Source organism: Streptomyces monomycini, assembly GCF_022271435.1.
Taxonomy (GTDB): domain Bacteria; phylum Actinomycetota; class Actinomycetes; order Streptomycetales; family Streptomycetaceae; genus Streptomyces; species Streptomyces monomycini.
Genome location: NZ_JAFIQY010000003.1, coordinates 1 through 19,878 on the forward strand (window position 1 = coordinate 1; position 19,878 = coordinate 19,878).

Genomic DNA, 19,878 nt, shown 5'->3' on the forward strand with positions numbered 1-19,878 from the left:
CCGTGCCCCCGGCGGAGGCGCTCGCCGCCCCCGAGGGCGGGCCGGCCGGCCGGGAGGCGGCGCGGCGCCGGCGGCGCGGCGGCAGCGTGTCGCTGGGGGTGCCGCCCTCGGAGGACTGCTCCGAAGGGCCGCTGGGTTCGTTGGGCTCAATGGGTTCGAGCATGCGGGCGGTTCTCCCGTCACGCTCCCGGGCGCCGCGCCTTGGTCCGGACGCGGCCCGCCGGTGCTGCACGGTGCCGCCCTCCGGGGCGCGGGCGCCGCACGGGAGCTGTCGTCTCGCTCGCCGGGCCCGTAGGTCGGGGACCGGCGAAAGTCTGCTGGTCAGTGCGTCTGCCGGGCCGGGGTGGCTCCCTGGCTGATCGGCGACGCGACGACGGCGGTCCTGAGCAGGACCGTCCGGCGCCTCGCGGCGCTCAGCCGGCGGCCGTTGTTGTGCCGGCCTCGGCAGCGTCGCGGTCGGGCGCGAGCGGGTCGGTCACCGCGCCGGTCTCCTCATCGAGCAGCCCCTGCGCCAGCCTGGTCACCGCTGCGGGGACCGGCGGCGCCAGGTCGGCCGTAGCTCGGAGGCCGGACAGGACGTCGTCGGGTCGTACGGCAGGTGTCAAATGCCGAACAACCAGCCGCAGTATCGCACAGGCTTTGCCGTCCGGCCTATCGCCCTCGGGGGCGACGGCTTCCAGGCGGGTGACCGCACCGCGCGCGTCGAAGGTCCGCATACCGTTTTTTGTACGGCGTTCGACCTGCACTTCTTCGGCGGCGAGGAACGTCTCGGCGGCCCGTGCCGCCTCGGCCGGCTCGACGCCGTCGAGCCGCAGCTCCCACACCGACGCCTGCAGCCGGTCGGCGAGGCCGGAGGTACGGGCCTCCACCGCGTCGGTGATGTCCAGACCGGTCGGCAGCGACTCGTTCAGCAGCTCTTGGAGCATGGCCGGATCGCGGCGCTCGGCGAGCTGGATCTCCAGGTACTCGGCCTCGCTGCCGGTACCGGTCGGCGCGGCGTTGGCGTACGACACCTTGGGGTGCGGGGTGAAGCCCGCCGAATAGGCCATGGGGACCTCGGCGCGGCGCAGCGCCCGCTCGAAAGCGCGCTGGAAGTCGCGGTGGCTGGTGAACCGGAGGCGGCCGCGCTTGGTGTAGCGCAGTCGGATGCGCTGCACCGCCGGTGCGGGCGGCGGGCCTTCGGGCTGTCGCTTGCCCAGTGTTACTTCTCCTTGGTGTGAGGGCGCTGCCGGACGTCACCCCGCGCGGGGCGGGGACGGTCCGTCCGGATGACGCCTACCCGGCGTCGCCCGGTCCGGGCCCCCGCCCAGGCGAGGACACGTCGCGCCCGGACGTCTTACCTAGAGTACGTGCCCGCGGTACCGCGGGTTCCCGCCGGGGCTCCGGCACCGCGGCGCGCTCCGGCCGCCGCGGCCCTCCGAACAGGGCCCGCCGGAGGTCGGCGCGGGTCTGCCGGACGGACTGCCGGGCGGCGGCCAGCGCGTGCCGTACGGACCGGCCCGCCGCGCCCGCCGCGCGCCGCACCGGGCGCCACAGACCGTCCCGTACGGCATGGCCCACCGGGGTGAGGACCGTGCGGTACGCCCACCGGAACGGCTCGACGAAGATCCACCGCAGGAGTGTGCCGAGGGCCCGGCCGACGGCCCGGGACACGTACCCGGCCACCCGCCAGCAGTGCCCGAACGCGGCACCGGTCTCGCGCACGACGACCGTCACGGCGGCGCCGGCCGCCCGGCCCACCGGGGCGAGGACGTACCGCCACACCGCGACGGCCGGTACGACGACCGTCCACCGTACGAGGGCGGCGACGGCGGCCGCGATGCCGCGGACCACCCGGACGATGCCGTGCCCGACGGGCGTCAGCACGTGCCGGTGGAACCACTGGGCGGGGAACACGACCAGGTGCCGGCCGAGCCAGGCCAGGCCCGCCCCCAGCCCGCGGATCAGCCGGGCGAGCCCGCTCCCGAACCACCTGAAGGCGTGTCCGGCCGGAGTGAGCACCCAGCGGTAGCACCAGAGTGCCGGCACCACGATCAGGTGATGAACCAGCCAGGCCACGGCCACGCCGACAGCCACACCGACCGGTACCAGTACATACCGCCACAGAGCGACCCACGGCCAGTAGAACAGTGCCTTGGCCAGCCAGAGCAGCCCCGTACCGAAAACCCGCGCGGTCCAGGCGATGCCGTGCCCGACCGGCGTGAGGACCCGGCGGTACACCCAGGCCAGCGGCGTGACGACGAGGACGTGCCCCAGCCAGGACAGCCCGCGCCCCACGGGACGCAGCACTCCGCGGTGCAGGGCACGGCCGCAGGCCGCGAGCGCGTCCCACACCATGCGCACCGGCACCACGAGCAGCAGTACGACGATGCGTACCGGCAGCCGGACCACTCGCGTCAGACAGCCCTCGCCCGGCGCGTAAGGCTCCGGTACCCGCTGCCGTTCGTGCGCCTTGACCAGCGACGGCCCACCCGTGGGCTCCATACGGTTTCCTCCCCCTCGCGCCCGTTATGGGCGCTGACGCACACATGCCGCGGCCCGGCCGCCGCATCGCTGCGGGGCCGGGCCGGAGCACGAGCCGTGGAACGCCTGCGCGCCTCGAACGCTTACTTGACGACGGTCAGCGGCAGCAGCTTCTTGCCCGTCGGGCCGATCTGGATGTCCAGGTCGAGCTGCGGGCACACGCCGCAGTCGAAGCACGGGGTCCAGCGGCAGTCCTCGACCTCGGTCTCGTCGAGGGCGTCCTGCCAGTCCTCCCAGAGCCAGTCCTTGTCCAGGCCGGAGTCCAGGTGGTCCCAGGGCAGGACCTCCTCGTACGTCCGCTCACGGGTGGTGTACCAGGCGACGTCCACGCCGTACTCGGGCAGCGTCTCCTCGGCGGCCTTCATCCAGCGGTCGTACGAGAAGTGCTCGCGCCAGCCGTCGAAGCGGCCGCCGCCCTCGTAGACGGCGCGGATGACCGAGCCGACGCGGCGGTCGCCGCGCGAGAGCAGGCCCTCGACGATGCCGGGCTTGCCGTCGTGGTAGCGGAAGCCGATGGAGCGGCCGTACTTCTTGTCGCCGCGGATCTTGTCGCGCAGCTTCTCCAGGCGCGCGTCGGTCTCCTCGGCGGAGAGCTGCGGCGCCCACTGGAACGGCGTGTGCGGCTTGGGCACGAAGCCGCCGATGGAGACCGTGCAGCGGATGTCGTTGGAGTTGGCCACCTGGCGGCCCTTGGCGATCACGTTGACCGCCATGTCGCCGATCTGGAGCACGTCCTCGTCGGTCTCGGTGGGCAGGCCGCACATGAAGTACAGCTTCACCTGCCGCCAGCCGTTGCCGTAGGCCGTGGCGACCGTACGGATCAGGTCCTCTTCCGAGACCATCTTGTTGATGACCTTGCGCATCCGCTCGCTGCCGCCCTCGGGCGCGAAGGTCAGTCCCGAGCGACGGCCGTTGCGCGTCAGCTCGTTGGCAAGATCGACGTTGAAGGCGTCGACGCGGGTCGACGGCAGCGACAGGCCGATCTTGTCTTCCTCGTACCGGTCGGCGAGGCCCTTGGCGATGTCGCCGATCTCGGTGTGGTCCGCGGAGGACAGCGACAGCAGGCCGACCTCCTCGAATCCCGTGGCCTTCAGGCCCTTGTCCACCATCTCGCCGATGCCGGTGATGCTTCGCTCCCGCACGGGGCGCGTGATCATGCCTGCCTGGCAGAAACGGCAGCCGCGGGTGCAGCCACGGAAGATCTCGACCGACATCCGTTCGTGGACGGTCTCGGCCAGCGGGACGAGCGGCTGCTTGGGGTAGGGCCACTCGTCCAGGTCCATGACGGTGTGCTTGGACACCCGCCACGGGACGCCGGAGCGGTTCGGCACGACGCGCGAGATGCGCCCGTCGGCCAGGTACTCCACGTCGTAGAACTTGGGGACGTACACGCTGCCGGTCCTCGCGAGGCGGAACAGCAGCTCGTCGCGCCCGCCGGGCCGGCCCTCGGCCTTCCAGGCGCGGATGATCTCGGTGATCTCCAGCACGGCCTGCTCGCCGTCGCCGACCACCGCGCAGTCCAGGAAGTCGGCGATCGGCTCCGGGTTGAACGCCGCGTGGCCGCCCGCGAGGATCAGCGGGTGGTCCTCCGTCCGGTCCTTGGCCTCGATCGGGATGCCCGAGAGGTCCAGGGCGGTGAGCAGGTTGGTGTAGCCCAGCTCGGTGGAGAAGGAGACACCGAGTACGTCGAAGGCGCTGACCGGGCGGTGCGCGTCGACGGTGAACTGCGGCACGTTGTGCTCGCGCATGAGCGCTTCGAGGTCGGGCCAGACGCTGTACGTGCGTTCGGCCAGCACCCCCTCGCGCTCGTTGAGGACCTCGTACAGGATCATGACGCCCTGGTTGGGCAGCCCGACCTCGTAGGCGTCCGGGTACATGAGCGACCAGCGCACATCGCAGGAATCCCAGTCTTTGACGGTGGAGTTGAGCTCTCCACCGACGTACTGGATGGGCTTCTGGACATGCGGGAGAAGCGCTTCCAGGCGCGGGAAGACCGTCTCGACAGGCATCGCGGCGTCTTTCATGAGCTGGCAGGGGTGACCATCCAGCGTACCCCGGGAACGCGGCCCTGTTGACGGGGACCGCCCTGGTGGGCAAGGGGTGACGGCGTACGGACAGTGGGTCACCGGGCGGACGGCGGCCCGCCGGGCGCGGCGCGGCCCCGTACTGCCGCCGCCGTCGCCCGGCGGATCACCTGCGGCGCGTCACCCGCGCAGCTTCCTGCGGTGCGCCGGTTTCGACGCCTTCCGCCAGACCTCGGGCAGCTCCCGCTCCCGGGCCGCCGCGGCCGCCTCCTCCCGTCCGTACAGCAGACCGAAACTGAATCCGCCCTCGCCCGCGCCGTGCGCCTGTACGGCGAGGTCCCGCAGCGCCGCGCGGGCCAGCACGCTGTCCTGGTGATCGCCGAGCAGCTGCTGCACCCGCTTCATACGGGTGGCGAACTTCTTCGCCGGACGGCCCAGCGCCGGCGTGGCCGCCTCCGCCGCGTACCGCACCCGCTTGGCCGCCTTGCGGGCGGAATGCAGCGCCTCGTCGCGCTCCGGCCCGGGTGGCGCCGCCAGCGCGGCCGCCATCCGCCGGTCCAGCCGCCGGTAGTCCTTGAGCACGGCCTTCGCCATCGTGCGCCCCGGCGGACGGGCCGCGGCCGGGCGCAGCGGCGGGTCCGCCAGGAGCGCGTGCAGGCTCTCCAGCAGCGCCAGGTGCCGCGCCCCGTCCAGAACCGCGAGCAGCGACTGCCGGGAGCCCAGCCGACGGCGCTGCGACCACAGGCGCAGGCGCGCGGCCACCGGGCCCAGCCGCAGTTCACGCGGCAGCTCCCCGAGCCCTTCCCGCAGGCGCTCCGCCAGCACCTCGCGGTCCCGGTCCAACCCCAACTCCCCCGCCAGCCACTTGAGTTCGTCGCCGATCGGATCGGTCACCGACCGGTCCAGCACCGCGCCGTACGAGCGGAAGGCGCTGCGCAGACGGCGGGTGGCGACGCGCATCTGGTGCACCGAGTCGGGTACGTCGCGGCGGACGGCCGGGTCCAGCTCGACGAGGGTGCGGATCTGCTCACGGACGTACGCGAGGACGGCGTCGCCGGCGGTGCGGAGGTCGGCGGGGCCGGGGGGCGCGGCAGCTTTTCCGGCCTTGCCGACCTTGCCGGGTTTGCCCGCCTTAACGGGTTCGCCCGCCTTGACCGCCTTGACCGCCTTGCCGGACTTTCCAGGCTTGGCCGGTTTCCCGGTCAGGGAAGACCTCCCCCGCTTGATCCGCTCCTGCGGCTGCCGACCCGCCGTCTCTGCTGTTCCTCCCGCCTCTCCCGCCTCTGCCGTCTCCGCCGCCTCTGCCGTCTCCGCCAGCGCGCGAGCCAGCTTGGACGCCGAACTGGCGGGCCGGACCCCGGCGGCCGCGAGAACCTCCTCCACGGCGTCCAGGAGGGCGGGAGTCCCGTCCCCCACCAGCTCCACCTCGATCTCGCGCCAGCGGACACCGACCGTCACCCGGCCTCCGGGCGGCGCCTGGCCATGCCCAGGGTCATGGCCCTGGTCCGGGCCTTCCTCCCCCCGGTCCGCGCCGTCCACCGCCCCCGCACCGTCCACCCGGTGCGCCACCACCTCGTCGACCGCCACCTCGGCGAGGGGTTCGCCCTGCTCGCTCTCCAGCACCCGCAGCGTGCGCCGGGTCCGCAGGTGCACCACCGGGGCCAGGCGCGCGCCGCGCACCCGCGAGCGCACCAGCGCCGCGAGCTTCGGCGGCACCCGGTCGGCGAGCGGCATCCGCACCTCGTCCCGTACGCCGGGCGCGACCGGCAGTTTCAGGTGCCAGCCCGCGTCGCCGCCGCCGGTGCGCCGCCGCAGCGTGATGCTGTCGGCGGCGAGCCGCTGGTCCGGGGTGTCGTAGTAGGTGGCGAGCAGGACTACGGTGCCCTGGTCCGCGACGGCTCCGACCCCGGCGACGCCGGTCAGGTCGGGCAGTTCGGTGCTGTCATCGGCCTCGTACTTTCGCTCGATTTCCCGCACGGTGTCCGCCATGGATCGAATCTAGCCGCGTGTGCGGCGCGGAGGCAGTCCCCGACCGGACGTTCTGGCGGTAGCGCGCCACCGACCGGAAGATTTCCGGGCTGGCCACGCGGCATCCGGCCCAAAAACAGTTCATCTCTCCACGAACACCTGCGAATGCCGGACAGCTCCTTTCCGGCCGGTTGCGGAAATACGCCGTCTTGCCGTCGGCAGTTGCCGCTCGGACGATCGGTCCCCTCATCCCGCGTGCGGACCGCGGCGGCCACGAGGGCCGCGGTGCGTCCGCGCGCCCTTTCCCGAGGAGGACCGATGACCACCAACGGCCGCCAGAGCCTCAGTCCCGACGCGGCACGGCAACTCGCCACCGCCACCAAGACCACGCCGCAGATGCGCGGCATCACCCCGCGCTACCTGCTGCGCGCCCTGCCGTGGGTGGACGTCGACGCCGGTGTCTACCGCGTCAACCGCCGCCGTACGTTCATCCTCGGCGACGACCGGATCAGCACCTTCTCCGAGGGCGACAGCCACCGCATCGTGCCCGAGGATCTGCGCGAACTGCCGTTCCTGCGGCAGGCGGACGAGGGGCAGCTGCGCGAACTGGCCGAGACGTGCGACGAGGTGACCTTCGAGGCCGGGCAGTTACTGTGCTCGGAGAGCGACAGCGCCGACCGGCTCTGGGTGCTCGTGCGGGGCCGCGCGGAGAAGCGGGTGACCGGCCGCTACGGCGAGGACGCACTCCTGGAGATCGTCGGCGACGGCCAGTTCTTCGACCTGGAGGCCTGGGCCAAGGGCGAGACGCTGCCGTACCGGGTCCGTACCCTCACCCCCGGTGTCGCGCTGTGCATCCACCGCTCCAAGCTGGCCGAACTGGCCGACCGGGACGAGTCGTTGCGCACCTCGATGGAGTCGTACTGCTCCGGCGAGGGGCCGACGCCGGGCGCCGAGGCGCCGGTCGACCTGGCCTCCGGGCACGTCGGCGAACCGGTGCTGCCGGGTACGTACGTGGAGTACGAGGACACGCCGCGCGAGTACCACATGAGCCTCGCCCAGACCGTGCTGCGCGTGCACACCCGCGTCGCCGACCTGTACAACCAGCCCATCGACCAGACCCGGGCGCAGAGCAACCTGACCGTGCACGCGCTGCGTGAGCGGCAGGAGTCGATGATGCTCAACCACCCGGAGTTCGGCCTGTTCAACCAGGTCGCACCGGGGATGCGGGTGCAGCCGCGCACCGGCGCGCCGACGCCGGACGACCTGGACGAGCTGCTGGCCAAGGTGTGGAAGCAGCCCGCGTACTTCCTCGCGCACCCCCGTGCCATCGCCGCGTTCGGCCGTGAATGTACCCGCCGGGGTGTGCCCCCGGTGACCGACACCCGGTTCGGCAGTCCGCTGCTGACCTGGCGCGGCGTGCCGCTGCTGCCTTCCGACAAGGTGGGCATCAACGGCGCGGGCACGACGGAGATCCTGCTGATGCGGGTGGGCGAGGCCGAGCAGGGCGTGGTGGGTCTGCGTCCGAGCCAGGTGCCCGACGAGGCGGAGCCCGGCCTGTCCATCCGCAACATGGGCGTGGACCAGAAGGCCATCACCTCGTACCTGGTCACGGCCTACTTCAACACGGCCGTCCTGGTCGAGGACGCCCTCGCCGTCCTCCAGAACGTCGAGGTGTCCAAGTACCATGACTACTCCTGAGGTCACGGGGCTCACGGCACCGCTGAGCGCGCTCCTCGGCAAGGGGGTCGGTACGGGCACCGCGGCCCCTGCCACCGGCACGGACACGGCGACGGACGCGGCCCCGGGCACCGCGCCGGCCACCGCACCCCGCACCGCGTCCACCACCGCACCGAGCATGGGCGCGGCTCCGGGCGCGGGGGCGACCGTCGTACCGGCCGCGGCCATGGCGGGTCTGCCGGGCATGCAGCAGGTTCCGAGCGCGGGCACCGCCGCGGGCGGCGCGCCGTCAAGTGCCGTACCGGGTACGACCGCCGCACCGGGTACGGCATCGGCAGTACCGGGAGCGGACCAGCTCCTCGGCATGGGCACCGTCCCTGACATGAGTGCGGTCCCGGGCATGAGTGCGGTCCCGGGAATGAGTGCGGTCCCGGGCATGAGTGCGGTCCCGGGCATGAGTGCGGTCCCGGGAATGAGTGCGGTCCCGGGCATGAGTGCGGTCCCGGGCATGAACGCGATACCGGGCATGAGCGCGGCATCGACCACGAGCGCGATACCCGGCACGAGCGCGATCCCGGGCGCGGACGCCGTTCCGGCCACCGCCACCACCGGAGCGGTCCCCACCGCCACAGCCCCCGCCACCAGCGCCTTCCCCACCACCGACACCGTCCCCACCACCCCCGCCCCAGCCCCCGGCGCGGCTCCCACCACCGTCCCCGGTTCTTCCACCGTCCAGCAGTTCCCCGGTGCCCAACGCGGCGCCTTCTCCCCCGAGATGGCGCGCCGCGACTTCCCGATCCTGCACCGGCTGGTCAACGGCCGGCCGCTCGTGTGGCTCGACAACGGTGCCACCACGCAGAAGCCGCGCCAGGTGATCGAGGCCGTGGCCGCGTTCTACGGCTCGGCCAACTCCAACATCCACCGCGGCGCCCACACCATGGCCCGCGACGCCACCGCCCTGTACGAAGCGGGCCGGGCCGCCGTCGCGGAGTTCCTGGGCGCCCCGTCCCCCGAGGAGATCGTCTTCGTCCGGGGCACCACCGAGGCGGTCAACCTGGTCGCCCAGACCTGGGGACGGGCCAACGTCGGTCCGGGCGACGACATCCTCGTCCCCGTGCTGGAGCACCACTCCGACATCGTGCCCTGGCAGCAGCTCGCCGCCGAGACGCACGCCAGGGTGGTGCCGGTGCCGCTGCTGCCGGACGGGCAGATCGACCAGTTCGCCTACGCCGACCTGCTGTCCTCCCGTACTCGCCTGGTGGCCGTCAGCCATGCCTCCAACGTGCTGGGCACCGTCCCGCCGGTGGCGGAGATGACGGCGCTGGCGCACCGCTACGGCGCCAAGGTGCTGGTGGACGGCGCGCAGGCGGTGGCCCACTTCCCGGTCGACGTCCAGGCTCTGGACGCCGACTTCTACGCCTTCTCCGGTCACAAGCTGTTCGCGCCCACCGGGATCGGCGCGCTGTACGCCAAGCCCGAGCTGCTGGCGTCGATGGCGCCGTGGCAGGGCGGCGGGAACATGATCGAGTCCGTTTCCTTCGACCGCACGACGTTCGCGCCCGCACCGCACCTCTTCGAGGCCGGTACGGGCCACATCTCCGGCGTGGTGGGGCTGCTCGCGGCCCTGGACTGGCTGTCGTCCTTCGACCACGAGGCCATCGCCGCGTACGAGACCCAGCTGCTGGCCTACGCGCAGCAGGCGCTGGCTGCCGTACCCGGTCTGCGGGTGCTGGGCGAGGCCCCCGACCGCATCGGGGTGCTGGCCTTCACGCTCGCCGGGCACGACTCGACGGCGGTGGCGCAGGCCCTCGACCTGGAGGGCATCGCCGTCCGCTCGGGCCATCACTGCGCGCAGCCGGCCCTGGCCCACTACGGCCTGGACAGCGCCGTACGTGCCTCCCTGGCCCTCTACAACACTCCCGAGGAGGTGGACCAGCTGGCGGCCTCCTTGCTGCGGCTCCAGCAGGGAGCGTGAGCTGACCGGGAGTGCCCGCCCCACCGTCGGGGCGGGCACTCCCCCGTACGGGACCGGGCCGCCGGGATCGGCAGCCCCTCCCCCGGGGCCGTTCGTAACCTGCCGGTACAGTGCGGTCCTTGGTTCGCGCGTATCACAGCAGGGGGGACGATGCTTGCGCATCTGACGGACACGGCTCGCCAGTTGGCCCGGGTTCTGTGGCAGCAGCACACGGTCTACCGGGACCGGACGGGCGGTGTGGTCATACGGGGTGAGCACGTCCAGCGGTGGATCAGCCTGTCCGTCACCGGGACGCGCGGCGAGGTGCTGTTACGGGCGGGCCGCATCCTGGACGGCGGTACGAGCGCGCCCGCGCGGGCGGAAACGGTCATGCGGCTGGACAGCGGTACGGGCGAACTGGCCGCCGCCTGCCGCCGGCTGCTGGCCGACACGGCCCTCAGCGGCGCTCCGGAGGCGCCCCGGGAGCCCCGGCCCGGCCGGGACCGGCCGCAGACCCGGCAGCGGGCGGGCGGGGCGCGGATCGCCCTGTGGGTGCTCCTCGCCACGGTGACGAGCGCCGCGGTGCTCGCCGCCCTCGTCGCCTACAGCTCCTACCGCGCCGCCCGCTGACGTACCGGCGTGCCGTACGGCCGGCGCGGGATCAGGCCGACACCGGCCGCTGCACATGGATGGACTGGAGCAGCCCTATGGCGATCCAGACCGCGAACATGGACGTGCCGCCGTACGAGACGAACGGCAGCGGAAGCCCGGTGACCGGCATGATGCCGAGCGTCATGCCGATGTTCTCGAACGCCTGGAAGGAGAACCAGGAGATGCAGCCCGCCGCGACGATGGTGCTGTAGAGCTCACTGGCCTCGCGGGCGATCCGGCAGGCGCGCCAGAGGACGACCCCCAGCAGGACGATGATCAGGCCCGCGCCGAGGAAGCCCAGCTCCTCACCGGCGACGGTGAAGATGAAGTCGGTCTGCTGCTCCGGGACGAACTGGCCGGTGGTCTGGCTGCCCTGGAAGAGGCCGGAGCCGGTCAGCCCGCCGCCGCCGATCGCGATGCGCGCCTGGTTGGTGTTGTAGCCGACGCCCGCCGGGTCCAGGCTCGGGTTGGCGAAGGCGGCGAACCGGGCGATCTGGTAGTCGTCCAGCAGTCCCAGCTGCCAGATGGCGACGCAGCCGAGGACGCCGGCGCCGAGCAGCCCGAGGATCCACCGGTTGGAGGCGCCGGAGGCGAGCAGGACGCCGAGGATGATCGCACCGAGGACCATCACCGAGCCGAGGTCCGGCATCAGCATGATGATGAGGACGGGGACCGCGGCCAGACCGAGGGCCTGGACGACGGTGCGGTGGTCGGGGTGCGGGCGGTCGCCCGCGTCGACCCGGCCCGCGAGGATCACCGCCATCCCCAGCGTGATCGTGATCTTGGCGAATTCGGCGGGCTGGAGGGAGAGGCCGCCGGGGATGGCCAGCCAGGAGCGGGAGCCGTTGATCGTGGCGCCCAGCGGCGTCAGGACGAGCAGCGACAGCAGCAGCGAGAGGGTGTAGAGGATCGGCACGGCCCCGCGCAGCGTGCGGTGGCCGAGCCAGATCGCGGCGGCCGCCAGGGCCAGACCGATGCCGGTGTTCAGCAGATGGCGCAGCAGGAAGCCGAACTCGTCGCCGTGGTTGAGTTCGGTGCGGTTGCGGGTCGCGGAGAAGACCAGCACCGCGCCGATCAGGGACAGGGCCAGGCAGCACAGCAGCATGACCCAGTCGAGCCGGCGGACGACCGAGTCACGTGCCGTCAGCCGGCCCCAGGCACCGCGGTCGGGGCTGTAGCGGCGGACGGTGAAGCCGTTCGCCGTGTGCGAGCTGGTCACTGTTCCCGCCTTCCGGCCGCGGCGCTCGGCGGTGTGGCGGCGACGGGCTTGATGGGCTGTGCCTGGATCGTGCCGTCGCCCAGGATCTTGGGCAGGCCGGTCTGCGGCCTGGGCAGCAGCGCGGCCTTCTCGTCGATCTTGCCCTTGTCGTCCACCCCGTACAGCGCGTTGTAGATCTTGCGTACGGCCGGACCGGCGGAGCCCGAGCCGGTGCCGCCCTGGGAGATCGTCATGATGATCGTGTAGTCCTTGGTGTACGTGGCGAACCAGCCCGTCGTCTGCTTGCCGTACACCTCGGCCGTACCGGTCTTGGCGTGCATCGGGATCTTGTCCTGCGGCCAGCCCTGGAAGCGCCAGGCGGCGGTGCCGCGGGTGGCGACACCGGCCAGCGCGCCGTCGATCTGGGACAGCGTCTTGGCCGTCACCGGCAGCTTCCCGTGCGCCTTGGGCGCGATGTTCTCGATGTGCTTGCCGTCCGGACTGACGACGGCCTTGCCCACGGTCGGGTTGTAGAGGGTCCCGCCGTTGGCGATCGCCGCGTAGATCGTCGCCATCTGTATCGGGGTGACCTGGGTGTCGCCCTGGCCGATGGAGTAGTTGACGGAGTCACCGGCGCGCATCTTCATGCCGGACTCGCAGTTCTCCCTGGCGATCTTCGAGACGTAGTCGTCGCCGGTCTTGCCCTGCTTGCACCAGCTGTCCTTGTTGGCCTCCCAGTACCGCTTCTTCCACTGGCGGTCCGGGACCCGGCCGGTGACCTCGTTCGGCAGGTCGATGCCGGTCTCCTTGCCGAGGCCGAACTGGTGTGCCGTCTTGTAGAACCAGTCGGCCGGGTTCTTCGGCTTGTTGCCGCCGTCCTTCTGCCACTGCTGGTAGGCGAGGCTGTAGAAGACGGTGTCGCAGGAGACCTCCAGCGCGCGGCCGAGGTTGATCGGGCCGTACCCCTTGGACTCGAAGTTCTTGAAGACCTGGTTGCCGATGCTGAAGGAGGCGGTGCAGGGGTAGGTGCCGTTGAAGTCGTACCCGGCGTTGACCGCGGCGGAGGTGGAGATGACCTTGAAGATCGAGCCGGGCGCGGCCTGGCCCTGGATGGCCCGGTTGAGCAGCGGGTAGTTGGACTCCTTGCCGGTCAGCTTCGCGTAGTCCTTGCCGGAGATGCCGCCGACCCAGGCGTTGGGGTCGTAGGACGGGTTGGAGGCCATGGAGACGATCCGGCCGGTCTTGTTCTCCATGACGACCACGGCGCCCGCGTCGGCCTTGTAGTTGGTGCCGGTGTTCTTGTCGTGGGTGTCGCGGGCGTCCTTCATCGCCTGGGCCAGTTCCCTCTCCGCTATGGCCTGGACACGGGCGTCTATGCTCGTGACGACGTTGGAGCCGGGGACCGCCTTGTCGCTCTTGGCCTTGCCGATGACCCGGCCGAGGTTGTCGACCTCGTAACGGGTCACGCCGGCCTTGCCGCGCAGCGCGCTGTCGTAGGTGCGCTCCAGCCCGGACCGGCCGATCTGGTCGGAGCGCAGCAGCGGCGAGCGGGTGTCCTTGGCCTTCTGGATCTCCTCGTCGGTGACCGGCGAGAGGTAGCCGAGGACCTGGGCGGTCTGGGCCTTGCCGGGCGCGGCGTAGCGGCGTACGGCGGTGGGCTCGGCGGAGATGCCGGGGAAGTCCTCGGAGCGTTCGCGGATCTGGAGGGCCTGCTGCGTGGTGGCCTCGTCGGTGATCGGGATGGGCTGGAAGGGCGAGCCGTTCCAGCAGGGCTGCGGCGTCTTGGCGTCGCACAGCCGGACCTTGTTGCGGATCTCCGTCTCGGTCATGCCGAGGACCTTGGCGAGCCGGCCGAGCACGGCCTTGCCGTCGTCCTTCATCTTCAGCAGGTCGGTACGGCTGGCGGAGACGACCAGGCGGGTCTGGTTGTCGGCGAGCGGGATGCCGCGGGCGTCCAGGATGGAGCCGCGGGTGGCCGGTTCGACGACCTGCTGGACGTGGTTGTTGCGGGCCTCGTCGGCGTACTCCCGGCCGTTGCGGATCTGGAGGTACCACAGCCGGCCGCCGAGGGTCAGCAGCAGGGAGAAGACCAGGATCTGGATGGCGATCAGCCGGATCGTGACGCGCGAGGTACGGCCGGTCTCCGGAATGTTGGTCACAGTCGCTTGACCCCCTTGATGCGTCCTGCCTTGTTACGGGCCGGTCTGCCGAGCAGTCCGCCGCGCTGGCCGCCGATCCGGGCCGGCTTGGACGGGAGGCCGGTGCGCATCGAACGGCTCGCCTTCAGGCCGGTGCCGGAGCCGATCCAGCCGTGCACGCTCTTGCGGCCCTTGGCGGAGCCGCCCTGCCCGCCGGCCGCGTCCGCCGCCAGCGGGTCGTGCTCGGTCCGGCGGGCCAGCGCCATCACCAGGGGTACGGCGAACGGGGCCAGCAGCAGGTCGTAGAGCGTGGCGGTGAACAGCAGCCAGCCGAGGCCGACGTGGCGGGCGGCGGAGTCGCCGACGAGCGAGCCGACGCCCGCGTACAGCAGCGTCGAGCCGAGGGCGGCGGCGACCACGACGGCCAGCGGCATGGTCGCCGAACGGTGCTGCCCGGTGTCCGGCCTGGTCAGCCCGGCCACGTACCCGATGACGCAGAGCACCAGCGCGTACCGGCCGATGGCGTGGTCGGAGGGCGGCGCGAGGTCGGCCAGCAGCCCGGCGCCGAAGCCGACCAGGGCGCCGCTCACATGCCCGTACACCAGCGCCAGGCCGAGGACGACCAGGAGCAGCAGGTCCGGGGTGGCACCGGGCAGTTGGAGCCGCGCCAGCACGCTGACCTGGACCAGCAGGGCCACGACCACCAGCGCGGCGGAGAGCAGGATCCTCTTGATGCGCATCGGTCAGCTCCTGGGGGAGGCGCTCGCGGTGGGGGTGGCCGTGACGGTGACCGTCGGCGTCGGCTTGGGTTTGGCGGGCTTCTGCGGCAGCACCGTGTCGCGCGGGTCCTCGCGGGGCGGCTGGACGACCACGCCGACGATGTCCAGCTGGGAGAAGCCGACGAACGGGCGGACCTGGAGGGAGCGGGTCAGATCGCCGTTGGACGGGTCGACCTTGACCGCCCGTCCGACCGGGACGCCGGGCACGAACGGCTTGTCGGCGCTGGAGCCGAAGGTGACCAGCCGGTCGCCCTTCTTCACCTCGGCCTTGCCGTTGAGCAGCTGTACGCGCAGCGAGTCACCGCCCTGGCCGGTGGCGAAGCCGATCTCGTTGGTCTTCTCCATGCGGGTGCCGACGGTGAAGTCCGGGTCGTTGGCGAGCAGCACGGTGGCGGTGCTGCGGCCGACGGTGGTGACCCGGCCGACCAGGCCGTCCCCGTTGAGGACGGTCATGTCGCGGGCGATGCCGTCCTGGGAGCCGGCGTCGATGGTGACGGTCCAGGAGAAGCCCTGCGCCGCGCCGATGGCGATGACCTGGGCGCCCTTGATGCCGTACTGGCCGGTGCCGGCGGTCTTGAGCATCGCGTCCAGCTCGGCGGCGCGGTTGCGGTTGCGGTCGGAGGAGCCGAGCTTCGCCTTGAGCGCGGCGTTCTCCCGCTCCAGGGCGCTGATCCGGGTGTGCCGCTCACCGGAGTCGCGTACCGCGCCGACCGCGTTGCCCACCGGGTCGACGACCGTGGCGATACCGCTCTCGACCGGGCCGAAGGCCGCGGCGGCGGCCTGCCGGGCGGGGGCGAGCGGGGACCGTTCGCCGCCGCGGATGTCCACCGTGATCAGCGCGAACGCGATCGCGACCAGCAGCACCAGTAGCAGCCGGCTCTCTCGTGTGTCCCTCACGTGCGGCGGCCGTGTCCTTCCTCGTAGGACCGGCCGGCTGCGGGCCCGCGCCGGTCGCGCTGGGGAGTGCGGTTGTGCCTTGGTGCGCACAGCTCGCCCCTCGGGGGCGTGGTGCCTTTATACGCAGTGCTCGCCCGTCGGGGCGTGGTGCTTGTATATCAACGATCCGCCGTACGGACGATCAGCCGCCCGTACGGCGGAATGTCGGCTTCCGCTAGCGGCGCGGCTGGGAGTCCAGTACCTGCTGGAGGGCCTCGAACTCCTCGACGCACTTGCCGCTGCCGAGCGCGACGGAGTCGAGCGGGTCCTCGGCGATGTGGATCGGCATGCCGGTCTCGCGGCGCAGGCGCTCGTCGAGGCCGCGGAGCAGGGCGCCGCCGCCGGTGAGCACGATGCCGCGGTCCATCACGTCGCCGGACAGCTCCGGCGGGCACTTGTCGAGCGTGGTCTTGACCGCGTCGACGATGGAGTTGACCGGCTCCTCGATGGCCTTGCGGACCTCGGCCGCCGAGATGACGACGGTCTTGGGCAGGCCGGAGACCAGGTCGCGGCCGCGGATCTCGGTGTGCTCGTCCTGTTCCAGGTCGTACGCCGAACCGATGGTGATCTTGATGCTCTCGGCGGTGCGTTCGCCCAGCAGAAGGCTGTACTCCTTCTTGATGTGCTGGATGATCGCGTTGTCCAGCTCGTCGCCGGCCACCCGGATCGACTGGGCCGTGACGATGCCGCCGAGCGAGATCACGGCGACCTCGGTCGTACCGCCGCCGATGTCCACCACCATGTTGCCGGTGGCCTCGTGGACCGGCAGACCGGAGCCGATCGCGGCGGCCATCGGCTCCTCGATGATGTGCACCTGACGCGCACCGGCCTGGGTGGACGCCTCGATGACCGCGCGGCGCTCGACTCCGGTGATGCCGGAGGGGACACAGACGACGACGCGCGGACGGGCCAGGTAGCGGCGCTTGTGGATCTTGAGGATGAAGTAGCGGAGCATCCGCTCGGTGATCTCGAAGTCGGCGATCACGCCGTCCTTCAGGGGACGCACCGCGACGATGTTGCCGGGGGTGCGGCCGATCATCTTCTTCGCCTCGGCCCCGACGGCCAGGATGCCGCCGGTGTTGGTGTTGATGGCCACGACCGACGGCTCGTTGAGGACGATTCCGCGACCCCTGACGTACACCAGCGTGTTGGCGGTCCCGAGGTCGACAGCCATGTCACGGCCGATGAACGACATGTTGTTCCCCATGAGGATACGTCTGGCCTTCCCAACTGGAGCGAATGCTTACTTGAGGTCGGCAGGTGTGGTGCGCCGGGGCGCGGAAGCTCCATCGTAGTCACGAAGTCCCCACCGCTCGAACGCGGTGCGGGGTTCCTTCGCCATTGTCGGCGGAACACGGACCCGCCCCCCTCAATGGGGACGTCGTGTCGCGCCGAAGCGTTCCCCCGTTCGGAGTGCGGATCCCGCGGGGTGACCGACGGGCCGCCGGTCACCCCAGGTCACCGGGGGTCGGGGCGCCCTGATGTCAGAAGCGGCCCGGGAAGAAAATCTTGATTTCACGCTCCGCCGACTCCGGCGAGTCCGAGGCGTGGACGAGGTTCTCCCGCGTGATGGTCCCGAAGTCGCCGCGGATCGAGCCGCCGGGCGCCTTGATCGGATCGGTCGGCCCGGCCAGCACGCGTACGCCCTCGATGACCCGCTCGCCCTCGACGACCAGGCTGACCACCGGGCCCGACGACATGAACTGCACCAACGGCTCGTAGAAGTCCCGGCCGACGTGCTCGGCGTAGTGCTGCTCCAGGATCTCGCGGTCCAGGGTGCGCAGCTCCAGCGCGCTGATCGTCCAGCCCGCCTTGCGCTCGATACGGCCGAGAATCTCACCGACCAGGCCGCGGCGGACCGCGTCGGGCTTGAGGAGGACGAGCGTGCGCTGGCTCACGGGAGGGGCTCCTTGTGTTACGCGACAGACGGCAGGTGCCCTGAGGCTACATGGGTGACGGCGTTGCGCTGTACGCGGTACCGGGGCCGGGCGGAGGGCCGGACGGGTGACGCGGGGGCGGTTTTCGCACGGGCGCGCGATCGGACCCGTCCGGGAGCCGTGGCTACGCCGTACCCGGCTGCGGCCCCTCCTCCGCCTGGGCCGCCCACCGGGCCTTCGCCTCGTCGATCTTGCGGCCGAAGTGCACCGACGCCCACCACAGCGCGGCGAAGACCGCGCCGAGGAAGAACATCGTGCCCACCACGAAGCCGCTGGCGACCAGGCCCGCCTGGAGGGCCCAGCCGAGCTGCACGCCGCCGGGGCGGTTGAGCACGCCGCACAGCAGGACGCACAGCAGCATCGCGACGCCGCTGACCGTCCAGACCGTGGCCGTGGAGTGGCCCGAGGTCTGCATCGCGACCAGACCGGCGAATCCGATCACGAAGAACTCGCCGATCAGCGTGCTCGCACACAGCGTGCGCATGGTCAGTTCCTTCCCAGGAGCAGCCGGGCCTCGCCGACCGTGATCACGGAGCCGGTGACCAGCACGCCGGCCCCGGAGTACTCGCCCTCCTCCTCGGCGAGGGTGATCGCCGCCTCCAGCGCGTCGTCGAGCCGCGGCTCGACCTGCACCCGCTCGGAGCCGAAGATCTCCACCGCGACGCCCGCCAGCTCGTCCGCGTCCATGGCGCGATGGCTGGAGTTACGGGTCACCACGATCTCCGCGAAGATCGGCTCGAAAGCCTCCAGGACACCGCGTACGTCCTTGCCCTCGCTGGCGGCGAGCACGCCGACGAGTCGGCTGAAACCGAACGCCTCGCTGACCGCCTCGGCCGCGGCCCGCGCGCCCGCCGGGTTGTGCGCCGCGTCCAGGATCACGGTCGGGCTGCTGCGCACGACCTCCAGGCGGCCCGGCGAGGCCACCGCGGCGAACGCGGAGCGGATGGTGTCGATGTCCAGGGTGCGGGCGTGCTCGGAGCCGATGCCGAAGAACGCCTCCACCGCGGCCAGGGCCACCGCGGCGTTGTGCGCCTGGTGGGCGCCGTACAGCGGCAGGAAGATGTTCTCGTACTCGCCGCCCAGGCCGCGCAGCGTCAGCAGCTGGCCGCCGACCGCCACCTCGCGGCTGAGCACGCCGAACTCCATGCCCTCGCGGGCGACCGTGGCGTCCACCTCGACCGCGTGCTTGAGCATCACGGCCGCCGCGTCCACCGGCTGCTGCGCCAGGACGACGGTGGCGTCCTTCTTGATGATCCCGGACTTCTCGCCGGCGATCAGCTCGGGGGTGTCGCCGAGGCGGTCGGTGTGGTCCAGCGAGATGGGCGTGACGACGGCGACGTCACCGTCGATCACGTTGGTCGCGTCCCAGGTGCCGCCCATGCCGACCTCGACCACCGCGACGTCCACCGGGGCGTCCGCGAAGGCGGCGTACGCCATGGCGGTGAGCACCTCGAAGAAGGAGAGGCGGTACTCCTGCTGTCCGTCGACCATCTCGACGTACGGCGCGATGTCGCGGTACGTCTCGATGAAGCGCTCGGCCGAGATGGGGGCGCCGTCCAGGCTGATCCGCTCGGTGACGGACTGCACGTGCGGGCTGGTGTACCGGCCGGTACGCAGGTCGAAGGCGGTCAGCAGGGCCTCGATCATGCGGGCGGTGCTGGTCTTGCCGTTGGTGCCGGTGATGTGGATGGACGGGTACGCGCGCTGCGGCGAGCCCAGGACGTCCATCAGCGCCTCGATGCGCTGCACCGACGGGTCCAGCTTGGTCTCGCCCCAGCGGCCGGCCAGCTCGGCCTCCACCTCGCGCAGCGCGCGGTCCACCTCGGGGTCCTCGGGACGGGCGGGAATGCCGTCCCCCTGGGGCGGGCCGGCCTGCGCGCGCAGCGTACGGCTGCCGGCCTCGATCACCGCGAGGTCGGGGTCGCGGGTGGTCTCCGCGTCCACCATCTCCTCGAAGGGGTCGGCCTGGCCGTCCGGGCCGGGAATCGGGTCGGGGTCGTCGTTTCGGGGGCGCTCGTCGCTCACGGCTCCAGTCTACGAGCCACCACCGACAGCGGTGGGTGGCGGCCTGCGGCCGGGGCGGGACGGCCCGC

The 19,878-nt window shown here is 71.9% G+C and carries 15 protein-coding genes; 3 read left to right on the forward strand and 12 right to left on the reverse strand.

Annotated features, from left to right (window positions below; translation table 11 throughout):
* Positions 1-413: 413 nt before the first annotated feature.
* The 4 genes from JXZ78_RS04740 to JXZ78_RS04755 all read right to left on the reverse strand — a co-directional run bounded on the left by JXZ78_RS04740 (position 414) and on the right by JXZ78_RS04755 (position 6,536).
* Positions 414-1,157, reverse strand: coding sequence for a TIGR03936 family radical SAM-associated protein (locus tag JXZ78_RS04740; protein ID WP_238782675.1), 744 nt, complete (start codon positions 1,155-1,157; stop codon positions 414-416).
* Positions 1,158-1,275: 118 nt separating this feature from the next.
* Entirely contained in the window at positions 1,276-2,484 is a 1,209-nt protein-coding gene (locus JXZ78_RS04745; protein ID WP_030020529.1) for a hypothetical protein, read from the reverse strand.
* 122 nt (positions 2,485-2,606) lie between these two features.
* Positions 2,607-4,532, reverse strand: a complete 1,926-nt coding sequence (locus tag JXZ78_RS04750; RefSeq protein ID WP_030020530.1) for a TIGR03960 family B12-binding radical SAM protein — start codon at positions 4,530-4,532, stop codon at positions 2,607-2,609.
* A 195-nt stretch (positions 4,533-4,727) separates the two neighbouring features.
* The gene (locus tag JXZ78_RS04755) at positions 4,728-6,536 is read right to left on the reverse strand and encodes a CYTH and CHAD domain-containing protein (protein ID WP_238782676.1); all 1,809 of its coding nucleotides are present in this window, start codon (positions 6,534-6,536) and stop codon (positions 4,728-4,730) included.
* 297 nt (positions 6,537-6,833) lie between these two features.
* On the opposite strand from JXZ78_RS04755, the gene JXZ78_RS04760 reads away from it, so the two are divergent.
* The 3 genes from JXZ78_RS04760 (at position 6,834) to JXZ78_RS04770 (ending at position 10,776) form a co-directional block, all read left to right on the forward strand.
* Entirely contained in the window at positions 6,834-8,213 is a 1,380-nt protein-coding gene (locus JXZ78_RS04760) for a family 2B encapsulin nanocompartment shell protein (protein ID WP_030020532.1), read from the forward strand.
* Positions 8,200-10,167 carry a SufS family cysteine desulfurase gene (locus tag JXZ78_RS04765; protein WP_372498396.1) on the forward strand — a complete coding sequence of 656 codons (1,968 nt, stop codon included), beginning with the start codon at positions 8,200-8,202 and terminating at the stop codon, positions 10,165-10,167. Before JXZ78_RS04760 ends, JXZ78_RS04765 begins: the two co-directional genes overlap by 14 nt.
* Positions 10,168-10,317: 150 nt before the next feature.
* On the forward strand, positions 10,318-10,776 hold the full coding sequence (locus JXZ78_RS04770; protein ID WP_033037998.1) for a hypothetical protein: 459 nt from the start codon (positions 10,318-10,320) through the stop codon (positions 10,774-10,776).
* Between the two features lie 31 nt (positions 10,777-10,807).
* On the opposite strand, the gene rodA is transcribed toward JXZ78_RS04770, so the two are convergent.
* The 8 genes from rodA to folC form a co-directional block, all read right to left on the reverse strand.
* Positions 10,808-12,016 (reverse strand): rod shape-determining protein RodA, encoded by a 1,209-nt coding sequence (gene rodA / locus JXZ78_RS04775; protein ID WP_030020535.1) that lies wholly within the window; start codon positions 12,014-12,016, stop codon positions 10,808-10,810.
* Positions 12,013-14,154, reverse strand: a complete 2,142-nt coding sequence (mrdA, locus tag JXZ78_RS04780) for a penicillin-binding protein 2 (protein ID WP_030020536.1) — start codon at positions 14,152-14,154, stop codon at positions 12,013-12,015. The genes rodA and mrdA overlap by 4 nt, the downstream gene beginning before the upstream one ends.
* A complete protein-coding gene (gene mreD / locus JXZ78_RS04785; protein WP_030020537.1) occupies positions 14,151-14,873 on the reverse strand; it encodes a rod shape-determining protein MreD in 723 nt (240 codons plus the stop codon). The genes mrdA and mreD overlap by 4 nt, the downstream gene beginning before the upstream one ends.
* Positions 14,874-14,876: 3 nt before the next feature.
* Positions 14,877-15,809: a rod shape-determining protein MreC gene (gene mreC, locus JXZ78_RS04790; protein WP_030020538.1), complete on the reverse strand. Its 933-nt coding sequence runs from the start codon at positions 15,807-15,809 to the stop codon at positions 14,877-14,879.
* 214 nt (positions 15,810-16,023) lie between these two features.
* Positions 16,024-17,043, reverse strand: coding sequence for a rod shape-determining protein (locus tag JXZ78_RS04795; RefSeq protein WP_003985182.1), 1,020 nt, complete (start codon positions 17,041-17,043; stop codon positions 16,024-16,026).
* 289 nt (positions 17,044-17,332) lie between these two features.
* Positions 17,333-17,746, reverse strand: coding sequence for a nucleoside-diphosphate kinase (gene ndk, locus JXZ78_RS04800; protein ID WP_030020539.1), 414 nt, complete (start codon positions 17,744-17,746; stop codon positions 17,333-17,335).
* A 163-nt stretch (positions 17,747-17,909) separates the two neighbouring features.
* Positions 17,910-18,269 (reverse strand): DUF4233 domain-containing protein, encoded by a 360-nt coding sequence (locus tag JXZ78_RS04805; RefSeq protein WP_030020540.1) that lies wholly within the window; start codon positions 18,267-18,269, stop codon positions 17,910-17,912.
* A gap of 2 nt (positions 18,270-18,271) precedes the next feature.
* Positions 18,272-19,810: a bifunctional tetrahydrofolate synthase/dihydrofolate synthase gene (gene folC, locus JXZ78_RS04810; RefSeq protein ID WP_030020541.1), complete on the reverse strand. Its 1,539-nt coding sequence runs from the start codon at positions 19,808-19,810 to the stop codon at positions 18,272-18,274.
* Between the last annotated feature and the right edge of the window lie 68 nt (positions 19,811-19,878).

Bases quoted from the DNA above. Each gene is read 5' to 3' on its own strand.
- JXZ78_RS04750 (WP_030020530.1), bottom strand. From the start codon at position 4,532: ATGCCTGTCGAGACGGTCTTCCCGCGCCTGGAAGCGCTTCTCCCGCAT.
- JXZ78_RS04755 (WP_238782676.1), bottom strand. From the start codon at position 6,536: ATGGCGGACACCGTGCGGGAAATCGAGCGAAAGTACGAGGCCGATGAC.
- JXZ78_RS04765 (WP_372498396.1), top strand. From the start codon at position 8,200: ATGACTACTCCTGAGGTCACGGGGCTCACGGCACCGCTGAGCGCGCTC.
- JXZ78_RS04795 (WP_003985182.1), bottom strand. From the start codon at position 17,043: ATGTCGTTCATCGGCCGTGACATGGCTGTCGACCTCGGGACCGCCAAC.
- JXZ78_RS04770 (WP_033037998.1), top strand. From the start codon at position 10,318: ATGCTTGCGCATCTGACGGACACGGCTCGCCAGTTGGCCCGGGTTCTG.
- JXZ78_RS04805 (WP_030020540.1), bottom strand. From the start codon at position 18,269: ATGCGCACGCTGTGTGCGAGCACGCTGATCGGCGAGTTCTTCGTGATC.
- mreD (WP_030020537.1), bottom strand. From the start codon at position 14,873: ATGCGCATCAAGAGGATCCTGCTCTCCGCCGCGCTGGTGGTCGTGGCC.
- JXZ78_RS04745 (WP_030020529.1), bottom strand. From the start codon at position 2,484: ATGGAGCCCACGGGTGGGCCGTCGCTGGTCAAGGCGCACGAACGGCAG.
- JXZ78_RS04760 (WP_030020532.1), top strand. From the start codon at position 6,834: ATGACCACCAACGGCCGCCAGAGCCTCAGTCCCGACGCGGCACGGCAA.